The sequence below is a fragment of the Variovorax sp. TLI9-5A genome, from assembly GCF_056867935.1.
On sequence record NZ_CP200310.1, the window covers coordinates 1360546 to 1381008 of the forward strand.

Sequence of the window (20463 nt, forward strand, 5' to 3'; positions counted from 1 at the left end):
AGTGAGGGCAAGCAATCATGAAAAGCGGCGGATGAATGGCCTGCGATGACAGAGGCAGTCGGCTGCTAGCTCTGTCGCCCCCAGACCATCCACGCCACAGTGGCCAGTGCGAGATACGCCGCGTAAGGAATGAAGCGCACCCGGCCCGGCGGAGTGCTCTTGCCGAACGGCTTGCGTTCGCCCAAAAGCATCAGCGCAAGTCGAGGCAGGACGGGCCAGCGGTTCAGGACGAGCCAAAGCACACCGTGTACACCGGCCAACAGACTGGCGCCGATCCAGATAGGCATGAGTGCCGGCAGGCCGACCCACAGCCCGAGGGCGCCCGCGAACTTCACGTCGCCTGCTCCCATGATTCCGACGACGTAGAACAGCAGCAGGAATCCAAAGCCGACCGCGCTTCCAATGAGCGCTGTGGACCAGGAGTTCCCGAATGGCTGCATGCCGAAGGCAAGCGCAGCCAAGGCCAGCATGGCCCCGGACAGCACAAGCCAGTTGGGAACTCGACGCTTTCGGAAGTCATAGGCGGCGATGGAAAGTAGCCAGATCAGCAGCGCAATTTCGGCTTTCAGGGGCGAGGCCTTGATTACTTCGGGGTAGCGTCGCCGAGGGCACCCGCGATCCCGCTGAACACACCTGAAATCGCTGTATAGAGAGTCCCGGTGGGGCTAAATACGGCGACCAAAAGAACAGCCATCATCCCCGCAATAATTCCATATTCAATTGCGGTAGCACCTTCTTCATCGCGCAAAAAACGAGTAATAGAGCTGAGCATGATTTCCCCTTTCAGGAAGTGTTAACAAAGGCTTGCAAGGTGGATGTTATACAGCGTAACTCCGTGTATCAACAAGACAAACCCGCAAGACTTTCGTCAGAGTGTGCTAGCCGAAAGGGGTAAAGCAGGATGGCGGCCAGCCTCCTGCCAGCCCGAGCCAGGAGTGGCCTGGTCAGCTGGTTAACGATTGAGAAACGAATTTTTCCCTCTGTAGGCCACGTGGCGCCTCCCATGAAGGGGGGATGTGGCGTAACGCTGCGGGGAACGCTCGGAACGGGTGTGTTACGGGAACAAACGCGTTACGTGTTACGTAGCATGGGTCTGGAGCCCCAGATGTAACGCTCAAAAAAGGCCCAACTCGTGCGCAAAAAGTCACGAGTTTGAGGGGTTCGCCCCTTCGACGGGAGGGTTTCGGGCCGGGCTTCAGCCCAGGATTTCTTCGTGGAAGAGCTTCCAGTCGGTACCCTGGCGTAACCAGTACTGGCGACGGGAACGTCCGCTCTTCTCGCCTTCGAACACTTCGCCGAAGGTGACAACCATGGTGTCGTCGCCGTCCTTCCAGTGGAGGTACGACATGTCCTTGAGCTGGACGCGCTTGCCCTGCGCGTATTTCACTTCGTCGTCGACGACTGAAATTCCCTCATTTGATTTTTTGCTGCTGCGCTGGAAATCGGGCAAATAGAATTTCTTCAATTGCGCTTCATTTCCACTGGCTCGCGCATCTTTCCAGCCGGTGATAGCACTTGTAATTGACTGTGCTTCTTTTTCTGCCTGCGGTTGCGAGATCCATTGCAGGCTGCGTGCGGTGACCACCGGGGTGGCGCCGATTTGCACTTTTCGCAATAGCTGCTTGAGATCAGGGTTTGCCATGACCACGCAGCCGTCGCTCGCCAGCGGCGCCCGGGCGAACTGCTGTGGCGGGGTGCCGTGCAGCCAGATGCCGCCACCGGTCTTGCCGCGCCGAACGTCGTACGGGTTGGGGTAGTTGATGGGCAGGGCGCCCGCGCCGTAGAAGTCCTTGAGCGACTTCGGATCGAGGCTGCTGGTGATGTAGTACACGCCCAGCGGCGTGCGCGCATCGCCTTCGGTGACCTTGTCGGTGCCCGACTTGCCGACGGAGATGTAGTAGTCGGCCGTCAGCTTCAGGCCCTTGTCCGAGTTCTCGAACAGGTACAGCCGCGAGCGCGAGGCGTCGACGGCGATGGCGTAGCGGCTGCGGGTCGAGAGCGCCAGGAACTGCGAGGGCACGGTGTTGGCCGGCGGGCGTTCGCGCAGGGCCTGCAGGCGGCGCTTCGACTCCTCGTGCAGCTCGGCCATGGCTGGGTTGCCGCGCATTTTCGCGATGCTGGCGCTGTCGGGCAGGGCGTTCGAAGGCGGAAGCTGCGCGGCGAGCAGATCGCCGTAGACCAGCTGTGCGAGCTGGAAATTCGGGTAGTCGCGTACCAGGTCGCGTGCCTTGGCCAGCGCGGGTCGGCTCTGGCCGCGGCCGAACATTTCATAGACCGCGATCAGGCGTGCTTCGGCGTTGCTGGCTTCCTGGATGGTGCCTGCTGGCGCGGGCTTGCGCGTGGCCCTGGCGGCGGTCGCGGCGGTTGCCGAAGTCGCTGCTGCCGCGGCAACGGCGGTGCCGGTTTTCCTGCTCCTGGCGCCGCGGGCTTCCTTCGCTTCCTTAACGGAGGAAGAGCGCCCGGCCGCGCCGGTACGCGCCGTGGAGCGTGCATTGGCTGCCGGGCCCTTTGCCCTGGCTTTTTCCTTGTGTGCGCTGTTGCTTGTCTTGGAAGCCTTGCCGGCGGCGTTCGACGCCAGCGCGGCGCCGGGCACCGCGAGCATCAGTACGGACGCGGTCGCGAGCGCCGCGAGCAGTTGCTGCCCGCCACGCAGGCGGAACGGGGGATTCTGGAGCCGGCCCTGCCGGACGATGTCTGCCACTAGCCGCCGACGCTTTCCTTGCGAATGTGCCATTGATTGCCGGAGCGCTGCATCTCCAGCGTCTTGCGGCTCGAAACGTTGAGGTTGTCCGCGCGGTAGATCTGGCGGAACTTGGCCGTCGCGTTCTGGCCATCGACCTTGATCGCGAGGTTCTCGATGTTCACGCTGATGCTCGACTTGCCGACGATGCGCGCACGGCGGTCTTCTTCCCAGTTTTTGCGGCTCTGGCCGCCGGCGGGCGTGAACTCGGAGCCGTAGGCCGCGAGGTAGCGGTCCATGTCCTGGCTGGCCCAGGCCGAGGCCCATGCGCGCACGGCCGATTCGACTTCGGCGTTGGCTGCGGTGTTGGCCGCTGCGGGTGCCGGGGCGGGCGCGGGAGCCGGTGCAGCCTCGGGCGCCTTGGGCGCGGCGGCCACCGGTGCGGGAGCGGCGGCGACCTTGACGGGCGGCGGCGGAGCGGCAGGTGCCGGGGCCGGCGCAGGTGCTGCCTTGGCAACCGGGGCCGGAGCCGGCGGGGGCGCGGCGGCGATCAGCGCCGTCGGCTTGGCGCCGGGCGGCGTCGGCGTGAAGAGCGTGCGGATCACCGCCAGCTTGGGTTGCACGGCCGTGTTGTTCTGGTCGAGCTGCAGCGCCTTGCTGTAGGCCTGGCTCGCGAGCCGCGCGTACACGTCGCCGAGGTTCTCCTGGGCGGTGGCGTAGCTGGGGTTGGTGCGGATCGCGCTTTCGAGCGCGGCGCGGGCCTTGTCGAACTGGTTCTGGCTCGCGTAGATCACCGCGAGGTTGTTGTACGGCTCGGGCAGTTCGGGCGCGTCGAGCGTCAGCTGCGTGAAGGCGGCGATGGCTTCGTTGCGCTTGCCGGTGTCGAGCTGGATCACGCCCTTGAGGAAGCGCATCTGCGGATCGCGCGGCTTGTCCTTCAGGAAGGCTTCGGCTTTCACCATGGCCTCGTCGAGCTTGCCGGCCTGCATGAGCTTGTCGACTTCTTCATGCTCGATAGCGGCCAGCGCCGGAAGGACGGCGCCACAGGTAGCCGCGGCCAGGAGCAGGGCGCGCACGGTGGGGGAGAAGCTGAAACGGGCGCGTGGCCTGGGGCTCTTGGGCATTGCGGACAAGACCTCGTAGGGGTGGGTGATGCGGCAGGGATTGTAAGTGGGGCGGGTAACCCCCCGATACAGGGATGACGGGGCTTTCGCGGCCTTTTGGCTTGCCCGCAACGTCCCCCGGCGCCCCGATCCGGCCGGCCCCGCAGTACAGTGCCGCCGTGGACCGCCTCCAAAGTATTGAAACTTTCGTTCGTGTCGCGCAGACGCAGAGCTTCGCCGAAGCCGCGCGGCAGCTGCGCGTAGCCAATTCGGTCGTCACCACGCGGGTCAAGCAGCTCGAGGAGTTCCTCGGCGCGCCGCTCTTCCATCGCAGCACGCGCGTGGTGCGGCTCAGCGACATGGGCCAGGCCTTCCTGCGCGACTGCACCGAGCTGGTGGCCCGCGCCGACAGCATCGTCGACCAGATGCGCGAGGCGCGTGGCACGCCCTCGGGCACGCTGCGCGTGCATGCGCTGACCGGCATGGTGCTGGGGCGTTTCGCCTCGCTGCTGCGCGAGTTCCAGTCGACCTATCCCGACATCCACCTGGAGCTGATCGTGAGCGACGCGGTGGCCGATCCGGTGAAGGCGGGCGTCGATTGCGCGCTGCAGATCTTTCCCGCGGCCTCGCAGGAGCTGGTGGCCAGGCCGCTCTTTCCGGTGCGGCGGGTGCTGTGCGCCACGCCGGCGTACCTGAAGGCGCACGGCACGCCGGCCACGCCGCGCGAGCTGCACCGCCACAAGCTGGGCCTCTACTCGGGCTACCCCACGCGCGATCGCTGGACCTTTCATCACGACGGCGAGCAGACCACCATCTACCTGAACGCCGCGCTGCTGACCAACAGCGTGCACCTGCTGCGCGAATATGCGCTGGAGCATGCGGGCATCGTCTGCCTGCCCACGCTGGTGGCGGGCGACGCCATCGCGCGCGGCGAACTCAGCGTGGTGCTGGCCGACCACCAGTTGTCGTCGTTCTCGCTGAGCGCGGTGTACGCGGGCACCTCGCGCAATGCGCTGAAGCTGCGGCTTTTCATCGAGCACATCGCCACCCGTTTCACCCGCGTGCCGCCCTGGGATGCGACGTTGATAGAGCGCGGCTTGATCCCGTCGGAGCTCATCGAGTTCAGCCGCACCAGCGGATGACATAGGTACTCCCCCAGGCTTCGCGCACTTCGTGTCGCTGCGCCAACCCCCTCGCCGGGGGCGACGCCTGCGGCCCGGCGAAGCCGGTTCCGCGGCATCCTGCGAACGAGCCTGTGGGTTGCTTCCGAGCGCAGGTCCGACAGGGGGTAAACCCCAGCGATTATTCGGAAGCTCCGAATAATCCTCTTCCAAACTGATCCCTACCGGTGCCGCCGCATGGCTCCTAAAGTTCGCTCATCCAAGGAGACAAGCCATGACCGCCGCCAATTCCACCGCCGCCTACAAAACCCGCTTCGGGTCGCTCAAGCACTTCGAGAAGGGCCACGTCGAGCCCATCGACGACGACGTGCGCCACTACGCCTTTTCCAACTGCTTCGAGATCGCGAGCCTCAGCAAACCCTACGAGAAGGTCGTGTTCGGGCAGAACCAGATCTACGTGCTGGAGACGCTTCGCGCCGAAGGCACATCGCCCTGGTACACCTGCGCGCACGATGAGTTCGCGCTGGTGATGGACGGCGACGTCGAAGTGCATCTCGTGCAGCTCGACGACGGCCAGACGGTGGCCGACAAGGAAAAGAACGGCGCCGTGCTCGTCAAGGGCGAGCCCAAGGGCAAGAAGATGGGCTGGATGAAGCTCTCGCGCGGCCACCAGGGGCTGCTGCCGAAGAACACCGCCTACCAGTTCCGCAATGCCGGCGAACCGGGCGTGATCGTGCTGCAGAGCTGCAAGGGCGATCTCTCCGTAGAGAAGTGGGCCGACATCTGCCAAGCACATTGACTCGCCCCCAGGCTTCGCGCACTTCGTGTCGCTACGCCAACCCCCTACCGGGGGCAACACCTGCGGCCCGGCAAAGCCGGTTCCGCGGTGTTCCACGAAGGATGCAGGCCACATATTCAGACCAGACAAGGAAAACACCATGAACGCACCCGCAGAACTCGCCAAGGTGATCGCGTCGCAGCCCGACGCCACGCTCGGCTACAAGGACTTCTCGCTCGGCAGCTTCAGCTTCCGCCGCGACGAATACTTCGTGCACATCGGCTGGAAGACCCGCGACGGCCGTCCCATGAGCCACACCATGGACGCCGGCAGCTACCTGCGCGCGCTGATGCGCGACGTGGCCTGGGGCTTCTTCTACGGCTGGGTCAACTTCGACGACGTGTTCGGCACCGTCAACCACTACGAGTCGGTCGACCTGTACGCAGGCAGCTTCAACGGCACCATGAAGGAAGCGGGCATCGACCTGCTGGAGAACTTCCCGACCGCGGAGATCCGCGCCACCTTCGAGGCCATGCTCGACGACTGGACCAACGAGAGCTTCGACCCCTTCGCTGCGCCGCAGGAAACCGGCTCGCCCTACGGCCGCAAGAACGGCAACAACACCGCCAAGATCACCAGGGCGCGCGAGCTCGCCAAGCGCTGCGTGGGCCTGAAGGGCGACCTCGACCTGCGCAGCGACGAGCGCGGCGCGCCGGTCAACCGCGCCTTTGCCGACGTGCCGCAGGGCCAGCCCGAGCTGCACCCCGAGCCCGGCTTCGAGAACGAGGTGCACGCCTTCAATCTCTTCGGCTTCCTGAGCCGCTCGCAGGTCACCTGGAACCCGAGCTTCACCTCGGTGGTGAAGCACAGCTACATGTGCCCGACCACCGAGGAGCACATCCTGCCGATCATCCACGGCAACGACCGCGTCGAGTGGTTCTTCCAGATGACCGACGAGATCCACTGGGACTGCGGCGACAAGAACACCGGCAAGCCCATGGCCCGCGTGATCATGAAGGCCGGCGACATGGCCGCCATGCCCGCCTACTGCCGCCACCAGGGTTTCAGCCCGAAGCGCTCGATGCTGCTGGTGTGGGAGAACGGCTCGCCGAGCCTGGTGTACGAGATACAGAAGGGCGAGTCGCCCGAGATCCCGGTGCAGTTCTGAATGGCCCCCTCTCCCGCGAGCGGGAGAGGGCTGGGGTGAGGGTCGCCGCCGCGCCCTGAATGCCCCCTCACCCCAACCCTCTCCCCAAGGGGAGAGGGAGGAATGCAAAGACATGACGTCCATTGACATCGCCGCCGCGGCGGGCCTGCGCTCGCCCATCCGTCACCAGCTCTTCATCGACGGCCGCTTCGTCGACGCCGAATCCGGCGAGACCCTCGCCACGCTGAACCCGCACGACAACACGCCCATCGCCCAGGTCGCGCTGGCCGGCAAGGCCGACGTCGACAAGGCCGTCGCCGCGGCGAAGCGCGCCTTTCCCAAGTGGAGCCGCATGGCCGCCGCCGACCGAGGCCGCATCCTGCTGAAGCTCGCAGACCTCATCGAGGCCAACGCTGAAGAACTCGCGCGGCTCGAATCGCTCGACACCGGCCACCCGATCCGCGATTCGCGCCGGCTCGACGTGCCGCGCACGGCAGCGTGCTTCCGCTACTTCGGCGGCATGGCCGACAAGTTCCAGGGCGAGACCATTCCGGTGGAAGAGGGCTTTGTCAACTACACGCTGCGCGAGCCTGTCGGCATCGTCGGCCAGGTGGTGCCGTGGAACTTTCCGCTGATGTTCACCAGCTGGAAGATGGCGCCCGCGCTCGCGGCCGGCAACTGCATCGTGATGAAGCCGGCGGAGATCACGCCGCTGAGTTCCCTGCGCATCGCCGAGTTGATGGCCGAGGCCGGCCTGCCGCCAGGCGTGGTCAACATGCTGCCGGGGCTTGGCAGCGTGGCGGGCCAGTACATCGCCGAGCATCCGGAGATCGCCAAGATCGCGTTCACCGGCAGCACCACCACGGGCCGGCGCATCGTGCAGGCCAGCGCGGGCAACCTGAAGAAGGTGCAGCTCGAACTCGGCGGCAAGGGGCCGAACATCGTGTACGAAGACGCGAACCTGCAGGCCGCAGTCAACGGGAGCGCGTGGGCCATCTTCCACAACCAGGGGCAGGCCTGCATTGCGGGCTCGCGGCTGATGCTGCACGAGAAGATCGCCGATGCCTTCCTCGAGAAGTTCATTCCGCTTGCGAAGTCGATCCGTCTCGGCAACCCGCTCGACGAGGCGACGGAGATGGGCCCACTCACCAGCGCGCAGCATCGCGAGCGCGTGCTGAGCTATGTGGAAGTGGCGCAAGGCGAGGGCGGCGAATTGCTCGCGGGCGGCAAGTCGCCAGGCGGCGATCTGGCCAAGGGCTGCTACGTCGAGCCCACAGTGATGCGTGCCCGCTCGTACAAGGACCGTGTCGCGCAGGAAGAGGTGTTCGGCCCGTTCGTCACCGTGCTCACCTTCAAGAACGACGAAGAGGCGATGCAGATCGCCAACGGCACCGACTACGGCCTCGGCAGCGGCCTGTGGACCCGCGACCTGCAGCGCGCCCACAAGGTCGCGCGCGACCTGCACGCCGGCATGGTCTGGATCAACAGCTACAAGCGCGTGAACCCCGGCTCGCCCTTCGGAGGCGTAGGCCAGAGCGGCTACGGCCGCGAGATGGGGTTCGATGCGATGCGCGAATACACGCAGGTCAAGAGCGTGTGGGTGAACGTCGACGCGCAGATACCGCCGCACTTCGCGCGCTGACCCCTGACCGGGCGGCACAAAAACACAAGAGACGGAGACAACCATGACATTCAATCGCAGACAGTTCACGCAGGCCACGGCCGTGCTGGTGGCCTCGGGCGCAACGCCACTGGTGTTCGCGGCCGACACGCTGAAGATCGGCTATGTGTCGCCGCAGACCGGGCCGCTCGCGCCCTTCGGCGAGGCCGACAAGTGGGTCATCGACCAGATGAAGGCCGCCTTCAAGGACGGCATCACGGTCGGCGGAAAGAAATACGCGGTGCAGATCGTTCTGAAGGACAGCCAGTCGAACCCCAACCGCGCGGGCGAGGTGGCGAACGACCTGATCCTGAAGGACAAGGTGGCGCTGGTGCTCACCGCAGGCACGCCCGAGACCGCCAACCCGGTGAGCGATGCCTGCGAGCTCAACGAGGTGCCCTGCATCTCCAGCGTGGTGCCGTGGCAGCCGTGGTTCTTCGGCCGCAAAGGCGACCCGGCGAAAGGCTTCAACTGGACGTATCACATGTTCTGGGGCCTGGAGGACGTCATCGCCAACTTCACCAACGGCTGGAAGACGCTGGCTACCAACAAGAAAGTGGGCGGCCTTTTCCCGAACGACGGCGACGGCAACGCCTGGGGCGACAAGGAACTGGGCTTTCCCAAGCCGCTGTCGCAGATGGGCTTCACGCTCACCGACCCGGGGCGCTTCCAGAACGGCACGCAGGACTTCAGCGCGCAGATCTCGGCCTTCAAGAGCGCGGGCGTCGAGATCGTCACGGGCGTGGTGATCCCGCCCGACGCCAAGACCTTCCTCACGCAGGCGCGGCAGCAGGGCTTCAAGCCCAAGGTCATCACGCTGGGCAAGGCGCTGCTGTTCCCCGGCGCCATCGAGGCGCTGGGCGACCTGGGCGACGGCCTCTCGACCGAGGTGTGGTGGAGCCCTTCGCATCCGTTCACATCGAGCCTCACACAGCAGAGCGCGAAGGCGCTGGCCGAGGCCTACGAGGCCGGCACGAAGAAGCAGTGGACGCAGCCTATCGGCTTTGCGCACGCGCTGTTCGAAGTGGCGGCGAATGCGCTGGGCCGTGCGAAGTCGCTGAAGGCATCGGATGTGCGCGATGCGGTGGCGTCGACCTCGATCAACTCGGTGGTCGGCCCGGTGAAGTGGGGCGGGCAGGGGCCGTTCAAGAATGTCAGCAAGACTCCGCTGGTGCTCGGCCAGTGGGGCAAGGGCAGCAAGTACAAGGTGGAACTGACCATTGTGAACAACGAGGCGGCGACCAGCATTCCTGCCGGCGGCAAACTGCGGCTGCTCTGAACCCGGGAACGCCATGACGCTGCTGGCATTGCATGCCGTGAGCAAGTCCTATGGCGCGCTCAAGGTCACCGACGACATCACGCTCGCGGTGACCGAGGGCGAGACACTGGGCATCCTCGGGCCGAACGGCGCGGGCAAGACCACGCTGTTCAACCTGATCTCGGGCGACGTGCGCGTGGATGCGGGGCGCGTGGAGTACGCCGGACGCGACGTGACTCGGCTGAAGCCGCACCAGCGCTGCCATGCCGGCATTGGCCGCAGCTACCAGGTGCCGCAGCCCTTCGGCAACATGAGCGTGTTCGAGAACCTCGTGACCGCCGCATGCTTCGGCGGACAGCAGACAGAGCGCGAGGCCTGGAGCACCGCGCACGAGGTGCTGGAACAGACGGGACTGATGGCGCATGCGAACAAGCCGGCGGGCGGACTGACCCTGCTCGACCGCAAGCGGCTGGAGCTGGCACGCGCGCTGGCGACGCGGCCGCAACTGCTGCTGCTCGACGAGATCGCGGGTGGGCTCACGGAGCCGGAAGCCGCGGTGCTGGTCGGCGAGCTCAAGCGCATCAAGGCGCGCGGGGTGACGATGATCTGGATCGAGCACGTCGTGCATGCGCTGCTCTCGCTGGCGGACCGCCTGTTCGTCATCAACTTCGGACAGAAGCTCGCCGAAGGCCCGCCGCACGCGGTCATGAACGACCCCGAAGTGCGGCGCGTGTACATGGGAATGGAGGCATGAGCGCGCTGCTCGACACCCGCGCGCTGAAGGCCTTCTATGGCGACGCGCAGGCCCTATTCGGCATCGACTTCTCGCTCGAGGGCGGCGAGCTGGTGGCCATCATCGGCGCCAACGGCGCGGGCAAGTCGACCTTCCTGAAGAGCCTCACGGGCCTCGTGCGTGCGCCCCACGACGCGATCCGCTTCAAGGGCGAACCCATCGGCGGCCTGCCGCCCGGCGACATCGTGCGCCGCGGGCTCGCGATGGTTCCCGAAGGCCGCAGGCTTTTTCCGAGTCTCAGCGTGGAAGAGAACCTGCTCATGGGCGCCACGCCGGCGCGAAAGGGACCGTGGAGCCTGCAGCGGCTGTATGGGCTCTTTCCCATCCTCGCGGAGAAGCGCAACCAGCCGGGCACTTCGCTTTCGGGCGGTCAGCAGCAGATGGTCGCGCTCGGCCGCGCACTCATGAGCAACCCCGAGGTGCTGCTGTGCGACGAGCTCTCTCTGGGGCTTGCGCCCATCGTCATCCGCGAGATCTATGCAGCGATGCCGGCCATCACCGCGGAGGGCATGACCGTCGTCATCGTCGAGCAGGATGTGACCATGGCGCGGCAGGTGTCGAAGCGCATCTACTGCTTCCAGGAAGGGCGCGTGTCGCTCGAAGGCCGTTCCGCCGACCTCACGCGCGAGCAGATCTCGCAGGCCTACTTCGGCATCGCGGAGGCGGCCCATGCTTGAGACCCTCGTCCAGGGCGTGCTGCTCGGCGGCCTCTACACGCTGTTCGCGCTGGGGCAGTCGCTGATGTTCGGCGTGATGCGGCTCACCAACACGGCGCAAGGCGACTTCATCATCCTCGGCGCCTTCGCGGTCATCGCGGGCGTTTCGCTGACGGGCGGCGAGGCGCCATGGCTGGTGGCGCTCGCGGTGCTGCCGGTGGCCTTCGGCTTCGGCTATGTGCTGCAGCGCTACGTACTCAACGGCACGCTCGGAAAAGATCCGCTGCCCTCGCTGGTCGTCACCTTCGGCCTGTCGATCGTGATCCAGAACCTGCTGCTCGAACTGTTCTCGGCCGACCCGCGCGCCATCGAGACGGGCGGGCTCAGCACGCAGGGCATCGCGCTGGGCGATGCGATGTCGCTGGGCGTGCTGCCCCTGGTGGTGCTGGCCGTCGCGCTGGTGGCGACTGGCGCGCTGCAGTGGCTCTTCGCGCACACGGCGCTGGGGCGGTCGTTCCGCGCCGTGTCGGACGACCGCGAGATCGCAGAGCTCATGGGGCTGAGCGCGAAGAAGGTCTACGCGCTCGCGACAGCCATTGCCTTCGTGCTCATCGCCATCGCCGGTGCGCTGCAGGGCATGCGCACCACGGTGTCGCCCTCGGACGGGCCACTGCTGCTGCTTTTCGCCTTCGAGGCCGTGATCATCGGCGGCATGGGCTCCTTCTGGGGCACGCTGGCCGGCGCGATGATCCTCGGCATCACGCAGCAGATCGGCTTCAGGCTGGACCCAGGCTGGGGCATCTGGTTCGGGCACATCGTTTTCCTGGTGGTGCTGGTGCTGCGGCCGCAGGGACTCTTTCCAAAGACACGCGGATGACGAACATGCCCCCTCCCATCGTTGCGGTCGAACGCGCGACGGCCGCGAGCCGCGCGGCGCTCGTGGCCGCCGTCGCCATCGTGCTGCTTGCGGCCAGCCTGCCGTTCTGGGGCGAGTCGAGCTGGATGCGCGAGTTCGTCGAGATCGCCTGCTACTTCATCTTCGCGATGATGTGGAACCTGCTCGCCGGCTACGGCGGCATGGTGAGCATCGGGCAGCAGGCCTTCTTCGGCTTCGGCGGCTATGTGATGCTGATGCTCGGCAACTTCGCGGGCCTCAACCCGTTCGTGGCGATACCGCTGGGTGCGCTGGCGGCGGGGCTGGTGGCGATACCGGTGTCCTTCGTCGCGTTCAGGCTCTCGGGCGGCTACTTCGCCATCGGCACCTGGGTCATCGCGGAGGTGTTCCGACTGAGCTTCGCCAATGTGTCGGCGGTGGGCGGCGGCTCGGGCACCACGCTGACCGCGCTGCGCGGCATCGACAAGGCGACACGTGAGAGCACCACCTACTGGATGGCGCTGGCCTGCGTGGTCGCGGCGGTGGCGCTGGTGTATTTGTTCCTGCGCAGCAAGCGCGGGCTGGCGCTGCTGGCGATACGCGACAACGAGGTGGCGGCCGAGTCGCAGGGCATTCCGGTGGCGCGCATGAAGCTCGCGGTGTACGTGGTCGCGGCCTTCGGCGCGGGGCTCGCGGGGGCGCTGTACTTCGTGGGCAACCTGCGCATCAGCCCCGATGCGGCCTTCAGCGTCAACTGGACGGCCTTCGCCATCTTCATGGTGGTCATCGGCGGCATCGGGCGCATCGAGGGGCCGCTGGTGGGGGCGCTCATCTTCTGGGCGCTGAACAAGTTCCTGAGCGACTACGGCACCTGGTACCTGCTGGGGCTGGGGCTGCTGGCGATCCTCGTCACGCTGTTCTTCAAGCAGGGGCTGTGGGGATATGCGCAGCAGCGCTGGGGCTGGTCGCTGTTTCCAACGCAGCGGAAACTGCTTCGCATAGCGCCTGACGCTAATACTTTCCTACGCGATAGACCCTGACGGGAAGCCACTTCGAGCTTGCGAAAAGCATCGTCGTCATGTAACGTCTTGTAAACACCATGTAATCATCGTTTCCAGTCCCCTTCATCCTTCTGGAGTCATCTTGACGATCACCAAACGCCGCCTGCTCGAAGGCGGCGCGGCAGCCATTGCCGCTTCGCTGCTTGCGAAGACTTCGTGGGCCCAGCAGCAACGCAACAGCGGCACCGCCGACGCGGCTTGGCCGACCAAGCCCGTTCACATCCTCGTGGGCTTTCCCGCTGGCGCATCGCCCGACCTCGCGGCGCGCGCCATCGCGGAGCCGCTGTCGAAGATCCTGCGCCAACCGGTGATCGTCGAGAACAAGCCCGGTGCCAGCGGCAACACGGTGGCCGACCAGGTGGCGAAGGCCACCGACGATCACACCGTCGGCGCGCTGATCAACGGCAACCTGACCATCGCGAAGCTGCTCAATCCGTCGCTGCCCTTCGATCCCGAGAAAGACTTCGCGCCGGTCGGCCTGATCGGCACGGCGCCGCTGGTGCTGGCGGTGTCGGGCAGCGCCACGGGCAAGACATCGGCCGAGCAACTGCTGTGGGTGCGCAACCTCGGCAGCGGCGCCAGGTACGGCACGCCGGGCGTGGGCACGGTGGGCCACCTGGGCATGGAACTCATCAAGAGCCGCGCGGCCATCACCGCGCAGCACAAGCCCTACACCGGCAATCCGCAGGTCATCGCGGGCCTGCTGGCCAACGAGATCCAGCTGGCGCTGCTGCCGCCGGGGCTCGCGTTGCCGCACATCAAGTCGGGGAAGATCAAGGCCATCGGCGTGACCTCGCCCGAGCGCAGCCCGCTGGCGGGCGAACTGCCCACCATCCGCGACGCGGACGTGCGCGGCGCCGACCTGGAAATCTGGACCGCGCTGGCCGCGCCCGCGAGCATGAAGCCCGCGGCCATCGCCAGGCTCAATGCCGCGCTGGTCGAAGTCATCAGCTCGCCCGAGGTGAGCCAGGCGCTGCTGAAGACCGGCTGGCAGGCCCAGCCCGGTTCGCCCGACACGCTGGCCAAGCGCATGCGCGCCGACACCACGCGCCTGGGCGGCGTGATCATCATGAAGGGCATCCACTCGGAAGGCTGATGCCCTCCGGGTTCCGCACAGGGATCGTCCGTCAGGTCTTCGACGCGGCGCGCTTGAACAGCGGCTGCTCGAAGCGGATCGTGATGATCTCGGTGTCGTCCGGCTTGCCGGGCACGCGCCCGTCCTCGGTCGGGAAGTTGGTGTCGATGGCGACGGCGAGCGTGTAGTCGTCCACCACCTCGACGCTCTCGACCGAGTCGAAGGGCATGCTGAACTTGCCGTTCGCGACGTTGGCCAGCGGGCCGCCGACGTCGTCCGGGTCGGAGATGTTCAGCAGGTCGACCAGCAGCGTCTTCTTCAGTACGCCGTCGGCGTCCTTCACGTCGAGATCGACCATGTAGAGGCGCTTGACCACGGCCTTCGAGCCGTAGAGGCTGTCGCGCTCGATCAGCACGAACTTGTTGCCGCCGATGTTGGTCATGTCGCCGATGACGATCTGGTTGTCCTTGGCAGGGCCGTCCTTCTTGTAGACCGGGTTCTTGCCGGTATAGAGCATCGAGGCGGGATCGAACTCGAAGAAGTTCAGGTAGCGCTCGTCGTCGGCCACCGGGCGCAGCGAGGCCAGCGAAGGTGCCGCTTCGGGCACCGCGTAGAGACGGGTCTTGTCGCCGTTGAAGGCGAGGCTCTCGAAGCCGCGGCTCGAAAGCGAAGTCACCGTGGCGCCTTCGTTCATCACCAGCGGGTTGGACGGGCTGCGCAGGAAGGGATGCGGCACCGGGTCCCCCATCAGCGTGCCGTCCTTGTCGAAGTGCAGGATGTAGGGGCCGAACTCCTCGCCCACGAAGTACGTGCCGTCCTTCGCGCGGGCGATCGACTCCACGTCGAGATCGAAGCCCGTCAGCAGCCGGCCGCTGACGATGCGCGAATCCACCGGCTTGCCGCTGTCGACGAGGTTGTTGCCCGAGACCGTCTGGTAGTTGGCGAAGTCGGCGGTGATCTTCAGGTCCACGCCCTTGCCGTCCTTCAGGAAGCCCTTGGAGTCGTTGAAGGCGACATGGCTGTTGACCTTCACGGTGCCCGGCACCGTCGTGCCATTGGACACGGTGCGCAAGTCGATGCTGACGTTGTAGAAGCCGACCACGAAGTCGCCGGAGTTGCTCTTGCTGCCGTAGCCGTTGTCGGGCATGGCGGTCCAGGTGCCGTCGTCGTTCTTCAGCAGCGCCGAGAAGCCGGGCAGCGGCTGGCCGTTGACGAAGGGCGGTGTCACGCCAAGCGCGGCGGTGATGAACTGGCCCGTGGTCGGACCGGGCTGGCGGAACGTGGCGGGCAGGGAGGCCCAGCCGGTGAGCTTGTGCGGCAGGCCGGCGCTGGGGTCCTGCGGCGCGGGCGCTGGCGCTGGCGCGGGAGCAGGCGCTGGCGAAGGTGCGGGCGTGCCCGCGACGGGTGGAAAGAGGATGCCGCTGTCGTTGCCACCGCCGCCGCACGCGGCGAGGACTGCGGATGCAACGGCCGCGATCGCGAGATGGCGCGGCAAGCGGGACGAGATGAAATTGCTGGACACGATTGACCCTCCGGTTTTGTTGTGAGGGCGCAATCTAGAAAGCCGATGTGACCTGGCCGTGAATGTCCTTTCGCTCAGGGCGGAGCGGGGGCGATCAGAGCAGGTGCGAAATCCGGTCCGCCGCTTCGCGCAACGCGGGCAGCATGGTCTCCTGCATCGCCTTCGCGCTGGTGCGGTTCGCCTGGCCGCTGATGTTGAGCGCGGCCACCATGCGCCCCTGCCGGTTGACGATGGGCGCGGCCACCGAGATCAGGCCTTCTTCCAGTTCCTGGTTGACGAGGCACCACTGCTGCTTGCGCGCTTGCGCGACCTTGGCCATGAGCGCGTCGATGTCGGTCAGCGTGTGCTTGGTCAGCGCCTCGATGTTCGAGGCCTCGAGCCGCGCGCGCACCTCGTCGTCGTCGAGGTCGGCCAGCAGCAGCCTGCCCAGTGATGTGCAGTAGGCCGGCAGGCGCGAGCCCACGCCCAGGTTGATGTGCATGATCTTCTTGGTCGGCACGCGCAGCACGTAGACGATGTCCGTCGCGTCGAGCACGGCGGCCGAGCACGACTCCTGCACCTGCTGCACCAGCGCTTCCATCACCGGCTCGGCGCGGTTCCAGATCGGCATCGAGGAGAGGTACGCGAAGCCCAGATCGAGGATGCGCGGCGTGAGCGTGAAGAGCTTGCCGTCGGTCACCACGTAGCCCAGCGTCTGCAGCGTGAGCAGGATGCGCCGTGCGCCCGCGCGCGTCAGCCCGCTGCCGGCGGCCACTTCGCTGAGCGTCTGGTGCGGCGCGTTGGCGCTGAACGAGCGGATCACCTGCAGCCCGCGCGCGAAGGACTGCACGTAGCTGTCGCCGGGAGCGGGTGTCTCGGGTTGTGACGCGTGGGTTGCCATGGTTCGTCTTCCTCTTTAAAATTCATTATACGAACAAATGTTCTTTAGACGAACAAATCGGCGGTTTGCAGAATCGGTCGGCGCGTTCAGGCGGATTCGTTTCTTCGTTCCCTTTCCTCACTTCCGGAGACAGGCTTCATGATCAACAAGATCGCGCGCTCGGTCGCCGATGCCCTCGCTGGCATCCCCGACGGCGCCACGGTTCTCATCGGCGGCTTCGGCACCGCCGGCATTCCCAACGAACTCATCGAGGGCCTCGTCGAGCAGGGCGCCAAGGACCTCACCGTCGTCAACAACAATGCGGGCAACGGTGAGACCGGCCTCGCGGCCTTGCTGAAGGCCGGCCGCGTGCGCAAGATCATCTGCAGCTTCCCGCGCCAGGCCGACAGCCAGGTGTTCGACGGGCTCTACCGCAGCGGCAAGATCGAACTCGAACTCGTGCCCCAGGGCAACCTCGCCGAGCGCATCCGCGCCGCGGGCGCCGGCATCGGCGCCTTCTTCTGCCCCACCGGCTACGGCACGCAGCTGGCCGGCAATCGCGAGACCCGCGAGATCGACGGCAAGCAGTACGTGCTCGAGTACCCCATCCACGGCGACGTGGCGCTCATCAAGGCCGAGCGCGGCGACCGCTGGGGCAACCTGGTCTACCGCAAGGCGGCGCGCAACTTCGGCCCGGTGATGGCCATGGCCGCGAAGAAGACCATCGCCACCGTGCACGACATCGCCGAGCTCGGCACCCTCGATCCCGAGACCGTCGTCACCCCGGGCATCTTCGTGCACCAGGTGGTGCGCATCGAACGCGTCGCCACCCAGGCCGGCGGCTTCAAGAAGGCAGCATGACCATGAGCACGAACTACACACGCCGCACCAAGGACCAGCTCGCCGCCCGCGTGGCGCAGGACATCTTCGACGGTGCCGTCGTCAACCTGGGCATCGGCCAGCCCACGCTGGTGGCCAATCACCTGCCCAAGGGCCGCGAAGTCATCCTGCAGAGCGAGAACGGCATCCTCGGCATGGGGCCCGCGCCCGAGGCCGGCGAGGAAGACTACGACCTCATCAACGCCGGCAAGCAGCCCGTCACGCTGCTGCCGGGCGGCTCCTTCTTCCATCACTCCGACAGCTTCGCGATGATGCGCGGCGGCCACCTCGACATCTGCGTGCTCGGCGCGTTCCAGGTGTCGGCCACCGGCGACCTCGCCAACTGGCACACTGGCGAGAAGGACGCCATTCCCGCCGTCGGCGGCGCGATGGACCTCGCCATCGGCGCCAAGCAGACCTGGGTCATGATGGACCTGCTCACCAAGCAGGGCGTGAGCAAGCTGGTGAAGGAATGCACCTATCCGCTGACCGGCATCGGCTGCGTCAAGCGTGTGTACTCCGACCTCGCCACGCTCGAATGCACGCCGCAGGGCCTGAAGCTCGTCGACCTGGTCGACGGCCTGAGCCGCGAAGAACTCGAGAAGCTCGTCGGACTCCCGATCGCAGCCTGACCCCTTTCAAGCAAAGAGAGACAGCACATGACCAACCAAGCCTTCATCTGCGACGCCGTTCGCACCCCCTTCGGCCGCTACGGCGGTTCGCTCAGTAGCGTGCGCACCGATGACCTCGGCGCCGTGCCGCTGAAGGCGCTGATGGAGCGCAACAAGAACGTCGACTGGCAGGCAGTGAGCGACGTGCTCTACGGCTGCGCCAACCAGGCCGGCGAGGACAACCGCAACGTCGCGCGCATGTCGGCGCTGCTGGCGGGCCTGCCCATCGAACTCGGCGGCGCCACCATCAACCGTCTGTGCGGCTCGGGCCTCGATGCCTTGGGTACGGCCGCGCGCGCCATCCGCGCCGGCGAAGCGGGCCTGATGATCGCCGGCGGCGTCGAGAGCATGAGCCGCGCGCCTTTCGTCATGCCCAAGGCCGAGAGCGCCTTCAGCCGCAACAACGCGGTGTACGACACCACCATCGGCTGGCGCTTCGTCAACAAGCTCATGAAGGCGCAGTACGGCGTCGACTCCATGCCCGAGACGGCCGAGAACGTGGCCACCGACTACAAGATCGAACGCGAGGCGCAGGACCTGATGGCGCTGAACTCGCAGCTGCGCGCCGTGGCCTCGCAGAAGTCGGGCTTCTTCGACGCCGAGATCGTGCCCGTGACCGTGCCGCAGAAGAAGGGCGACGCCATCATCGTCAACAAGGACGAGCATCCGCGCGAAACCAGCCTCGAGTCGCTCGCCAAGCTCAAGGGCGTGGTGCGTCCCGATGGCACCGTCACCGCCGGCAATGCCAGCGGCGTGAACGACGGCGCCTGCGCGCTGCTGCTGGCCGATGAAGCCAGTGCCGCCAAGCACGGCCTCACGCCGCGCGCCCGCGTGGTTGGCATGGCCACGGCCGGTGTCGCGCCGCGCGTGATGGGCATCGGTCCCGCGCCCGCCACGCAGAAGGTGCTGGCGCTCACCGGCCTGAAGCTCGAGCAGATCGACGTCATCGAACTCAACGAAGCCTTCGCCGCGCAAGGCCTCGCCGTGCTGCGCCTGCTGGGCCTGAAGGACGACGACGCGCGCGTCAACATCAACGGCGGCGCCATCGCGCTGGGCCACCCGCTGGGCGCCAGCGGCGCGCGCCTTGCCACCACCGCCGTCAACCAGCTGCACAAGGGCGGCGGCCGCTATGCGCTTTGCACCATGTGCATCGGCGTGGGGCAGGGCATCGCGGTGATTCTCGAACGCGTCTGACGACCGGACCGCGGCGAAACAAAAAACAACCAGAGAAGCAAGAAGACAAGCCATCGGCAGCCGCGGCAACAGCGGCCCGATGGCATTTTTTTAACCAAAGAGGATGAAAGAGAAGGATCAGAGGATGAACCACACGTCGAAGAAGACTACGCGCCGCGGCGCCGGCATTGCCGCGCTCGCGCTGGCCGCAGCGGCCCTGTTGCCCGTGGCCGCGTCCGCGCAGCAGGCCTTTCCTACCAAGCCCGTGCGCATCATCACGCCGTTCCCCGTAGGCGGAGGACCCGACGGCGTGGCCCGCCTGGTGGCCGACAAGCTCTCGCGCGCCTGGGGCCAGCCCGTGGTGGTCGAGAACCGCCCCGGCGGCAACGGCTTCATCGCCATCGACGCCTTCAAGCGCGGCGCGAAGGACGGCCACGACATCATCGTGCTCGACAACGTGCACCTCGCTGCGTACCCGGCGCTCTTCAAGAAGCTGCCCTACGACACCACCAAGGACTTCGATGCGCTGCTGCCGCTGTTCAAGACCTACTTCTTCTTCACCGTTGCCACCAACAGCAAGTACAAGACCATCGGCGACCTGATCGCCGACGCCAAGGCCAACCCCGGCAAGCTCGACTACGGCTCGTGGTCGGTCGGCAATCCGGTGCACTTGGGCTCGGAGCTCTTCGAGTCGGCCACCGGCACGCAGATGGAGCACATCGTCTACAAGGAAACCACGCAGCTCTACACCTCGGTCGCCACTGGCGAGCTGGCCTTTGCGCTGGGCAGCAGCGCCACGGCCGGCCCGCTGCAGCGTGCGAACAAGCTGCGCTTCCTCGCCGCCGCGGCGCCGCAGCGCGTGGCGGCCTTCCCCGACGTGCCGACGGTCGGCGAATCGGGCGGCCCGAAGGGCTTCGAGGTCATCGGCTGGAACGCCATCGCCGTGCCCAAGGGCCTGAGCGCATCGGTCACCGAGAAGATCAAGCGCGACATCGAGAAGGGCCTGGCCGAGCCCGACGTGCTGGAGAAGTTCAAGAGCTTCGGCTACGAGCCCTTCCCGACCACGCGCCCGCAGTTCGACGAGTTCGTGGCGAGCGAGACGAAGCGCTTCACCGACGTGATCCGCAAGGCGAACGTCTCGCTGGACTGATCG

At 66.4% G+C, this 20463-nt stretch carries 20 protein-coding genes; 14 read left to right on the forward strand and 6 right to left on the reverse strand.

The window, feature by feature from the left end:
* Nucleotides 1-65: 65 nt before the first annotated feature.
* The 4 genes from AC1VNX_RS06575 to AC1VNX_RS06590 all read right to left on the reverse strand — a co-directional run bounded on the left by AC1VNX_RS06575 (nt 66) and on the right by AC1VNX_RS06590 (nt 3804).
* Nucleotides 66-584 (reverse strand): A24 family peptidase, encoded by a 519-nt coding sequence (locus AC1VNX_RS06575; RefSeq protein WP_483161892.1) that lies wholly within the window; start codon nt 582-584, stop codon nt 66-68.
* Nucleotides 584-772, reverse strand: a complete 189-nt coding sequence (locus AC1VNX_RS06580) for a Flp family type IVb pilin (RefSeq protein ID WP_483155982.1) — start codon at nt 770-772, stop codon at nt 584-586. The genes AC1VNX_RS06575 and AC1VNX_RS06580 overlap by 1 nt, the downstream gene beginning before the upstream one ends.
* Nucleotides 773-1195: 423 nt before the next feature.
* Nucleotides 1196-2734: a L,D-transpeptidase family protein gene (locus tag AC1VNX_RS06585; protein ID WP_483155983.1), complete on the reverse strand. Its 1539-nt coding sequence runs from the start codon at nt 2732-2734 to the stop codon at nt 1196-1198.
* Nucleotides 2701-3804 carry a L,D-transpeptidase Cds6 family protein gene (locus tag AC1VNX_RS06590; RefSeq protein WP_483155984.1) on the reverse strand — a complete coding sequence of 368 codons (1104 nt, stop codon included), beginning with the start codon at nt 3802-3804 and terminating at the stop codon, nt 2701-2703. The genes AC1VNX_RS06585 and AC1VNX_RS06590 overlap by 34 nt, the downstream gene beginning before the upstream one ends.
* A gap of 158 nt (nt 3805-3962) precedes the next feature.
* On the opposite strand from AC1VNX_RS06590, the gene AC1VNX_RS06595 reads away from it, so the two are divergent.
* The 10 genes from AC1VNX_RS06595 (at nt 3963) to AC1VNX_RS06640 (ending at nt 14227) form a co-directional block, all read left to right on the forward strand.
* Nucleotides 3963-4925, forward strand: coding sequence for a LysR family transcriptional regulator (locus AC1VNX_RS06595; protein ID WP_483155985.1), 963 nt, complete (start codon nt 3963-3965; stop codon nt 4923-4925).
* Nucleotides 4926-5178: 253 nt separating this feature from the next.
* Nucleotides 5179-5703 carry a cupin domain-containing protein gene (locus tag AC1VNX_RS06600; RefSeq protein ID WP_483155986.1) on the forward strand — a complete coding sequence of 175 codons (525 nt, stop codon included), beginning with the start codon at nt 5179-5181 and terminating at the stop codon, nt 5701-5703.
* A 139-nt stretch (nt 5704-5842) separates the two neighbouring features.
* Nucleotides 5843-6850: a hydroxyquinol 1,2-dioxygenase gene (locus AC1VNX_RS06605; protein WP_483155987.1), complete on the forward strand. Its 1008-nt coding sequence runs from the start codon at nt 5843-5845 to the stop codon at nt 6848-6850.
* A gap of 157 nt (nt 6851-7007) precedes the next feature.
* A complete protein-coding gene (locus tag AC1VNX_RS06610; protein ID WP_483161893.1) occupies nt 7008-8471 on the forward strand; it encodes an aldehyde dehydrogenase family protein in 1464 nt (487 codons plus the stop codon).
* Between the two features lie 43 nt (nt 8472-8514).
* On the forward strand, nt 8515-9768 hold the full coding sequence (locus AC1VNX_RS06615; protein WP_483155988.1) for an ABC transporter substrate-binding protein: 1254 nt from the start codon (nt 8515-8517) through the stop codon (nt 9766-9768).
* A 13-nt stretch (nt 9769-9781) separates the two neighbouring features.
* Entirely contained in the window at nt 9782-10501 is a 720-nt protein-coding gene (locus tag AC1VNX_RS06620; protein ID WP_007836227.1) for an ABC transporter ATP-binding protein, read from the forward strand.
* Nucleotides 10498-11217: an ABC transporter ATP-binding protein gene (locus AC1VNX_RS06625; protein WP_483155989.1), complete on the forward strand. Its 720-nt coding sequence runs from the start codon at nt 10498-10500 to the stop codon at nt 11215-11217. Before AC1VNX_RS06620 ends, AC1VNX_RS06625 begins: the two co-directional genes overlap by 4 nt.
* Entirely contained in the window at nt 11210-12073 is an 864-nt protein-coding gene (locus AC1VNX_RS06630) for a branched-chain amino acid ABC transporter permease (protein ID WP_483155990.1), read from the forward strand. Before AC1VNX_RS06625 ends, AC1VNX_RS06630 begins: the two co-directional genes overlap by 8 nt.
* Before the next feature lie 5 nt (nt 12074-12078).
* A complete protein-coding gene (locus AC1VNX_RS06635; protein WP_483155991.1) occupies nt 12079-13110 on the forward strand; it encodes a branched-chain amino acid ABC transporter permease in 1032 nt (343 codons plus the stop codon).
* A 103-nt stretch (nt 13111-13213) separates the two neighbouring features.
* Nucleotides 13214-14227, forward strand: a complete 1014-nt coding sequence (locus AC1VNX_RS06640) for a Bug family tripartite tricarboxylate transporter substrate binding protein (protein ID WP_483155992.1) — start codon at nt 13214-13216, stop codon at nt 14225-14227.
* Nucleotides 14228-14258: 31 nt separating this feature from the next.
* Here AC1VNX_RS06640 and AC1VNX_RS06645 read toward each other — a convergent pair whose 3' ends face one another.
* The gene (locus tag AC1VNX_RS06645; RefSeq protein WP_483155993.1) at nt 14259-15728 is read right to left on the reverse strand and encodes an esterase-like activity of phytase family protein; all 1470 of its coding nucleotides are present in this window, start codon (nt 15726-15728) and stop codon (nt 14259-14261) included.
* A gap of 94 nt (nt 15729-15822) precedes the next feature.
* Nucleotides 15823-16608 (reverse strand): IclR family transcriptional regulator domain-containing protein, encoded by a 786-nt coding sequence (locus AC1VNX_RS06650; protein WP_483155994.1) that lies wholly within the window; start codon nt 16606-16608, stop codon nt 15823-15825.
* Between the two features lie 138 nt (nt 16609-16746).
* Here AC1VNX_RS06650 and AC1VNX_RS06655 point away from each other — a divergent pair, with 138 nt between their 5' ends.
* From AC1VNX_RS06655 to AC1VNX_RS06670, 4 genes are all read left to right on the forward strand, one after another.
* Nucleotides 16747-17448, forward strand: coding sequence for a 3-oxoacid CoA-transferase subunit A (locus AC1VNX_RS06655; protein WP_301507989.1), 702 nt, complete (start codon nt 16747-16749; stop codon nt 17446-17448).
* Nucleotides 17445-18098 (forward strand): 3-oxoacid CoA-transferase subunit B, encoded by a 654-nt coding sequence (locus AC1VNX_RS06660; protein WP_126025627.1) that lies wholly within the window; start codon nt 17445-17447, stop codon nt 18096-18098. Before AC1VNX_RS06655 ends, AC1VNX_RS06660 begins: the two co-directional genes overlap by 4 nt.
* Before the next feature lie 27 nt (nt 18099-18125).
* Nucleotides 18126-19331 carry a 3-oxoadipyl-CoA thiolase gene (gene pcaF / locus AC1VNX_RS06665; RefSeq protein WP_483155995.1) on the forward strand — a complete coding sequence of 402 codons (1206 nt, stop codon included), beginning with the start codon at nt 18126-18128 and terminating at the stop codon, nt 19329-19331.
* Nucleotides 19332-19455: 124 nt separating this feature from the next.
* On the forward strand, nt 19456-20460 hold the full coding sequence (locus AC1VNX_RS06670; RefSeq protein WP_483155996.1) for a Bug family tripartite tricarboxylate transporter substrate binding protein: 1005 nt from the start codon (nt 19456-19458) through the stop codon (nt 20458-20460).
* The last annotated feature ends 3 nt before the right edge of the window (nt 20461-20463 follow it).

Bases quoted from the DNA above. Each gene is read 5' to 3' on its own strand.
- AC1VNX_RS06580 (WP_483155982.1), bottom strand. From the start codon at position 772: ATGCTCAGCTCTATTACTCGTTTTTTGCGCGATGAAGAAGGTGCTACC.
- AC1VNX_RS06585 (WP_483155983.1), bottom strand. From the start codon at position 2,734: ATGGCACATTCGCAAGGAAAGCGTCGGCGGCTAGTGGCAGACATCGTC.
- AC1VNX_RS06590 (WP_483155984.1), bottom strand. From the start codon at position 3,804: ATGCCCAAGAGCCCCAGGCCACGCGCCCGTTTCAGCTTCTCCCCCACC.
- AC1VNX_RS06600 (WP_483155986.1), top strand. From the start codon at position 5,179: ATGACCGCCGCCAATTCCACCGCCGCCTACAAAACCCGCTTCGGGTCG.
- AC1VNX_RS06605 (WP_483155987.1), top strand. From the start codon at position 5,843: ATGAACGCACCCGCAGAACTCGCCAAGGTGATCGCGTCGCAGCCCGAC.
- AC1VNX_RS06615 (WP_483155988.1), top strand. From the start codon at position 8,515: ATGACATTCAATCGCAGACAGTTCACGCAGGCCACGGCCGTGCTGGTG.
- AC1VNX_RS06620 (WP_007836227.1), top strand. From the start codon at position 9,782: ATGACGCTGCTGGCATTGCATGCCGTGAGCAAGTCCTATGGCGCGCTC.
- AC1VNX_RS06625 (WP_483155989.1), top strand. From the start codon at position 10,498: ATGAGCGCGCTGCTCGACACCCGCGCGCTGAAGGCCTTCTATGGCGAC.
- AC1VNX_RS06630 (WP_483155990.1), top strand. From the start codon at position 11,210: ATGCTTGAGACCCTCGTCCAGGGCGTGCTGCTCGGCGGCCTCTACACG.
- AC1VNX_RS06635 (WP_483155991.1), top strand. From the start codon at position 12,079: ATGCCCCCTCCCATCGTTGCGGTCGAACGCGCGACGGCCGCGAGCCGC.
- AC1VNX_RS06650 (WP_483155994.1), bottom strand. From the start codon at position 16,608: ATGGCAACCCACGCGTCACAACCCGAGACACCCGCTCCCGGCGACAGC.
- AC1VNX_RS06655 (WP_301507989.1), top strand. From the start codon at position 16,747: ATGATCAACAAGATCGCGCGCTCGGTCGCCGATGCCCTCGCTGGCATC.
- AC1VNX_RS06660 (WP_126025627.1), top strand. From the start codon at position 17,445: ATGACCATGAGCACGAACTACACACGCCGCACCAAGGACCAGCTCGCC.
- pcaF (WP_483155995.1), top strand. From the start codon at position 18,126: ATGACCAACCAAGCCTTCATCTGCGACGCCGTTCGCACCCCCTTCGGC.
- AC1VNX_RS06670 (WP_483155996.1), top strand. From the start codon at position 19,456: ATGAACCACACGTCGAAGAAGACTACGCGCCGCGGCGCCGGCATTGCC.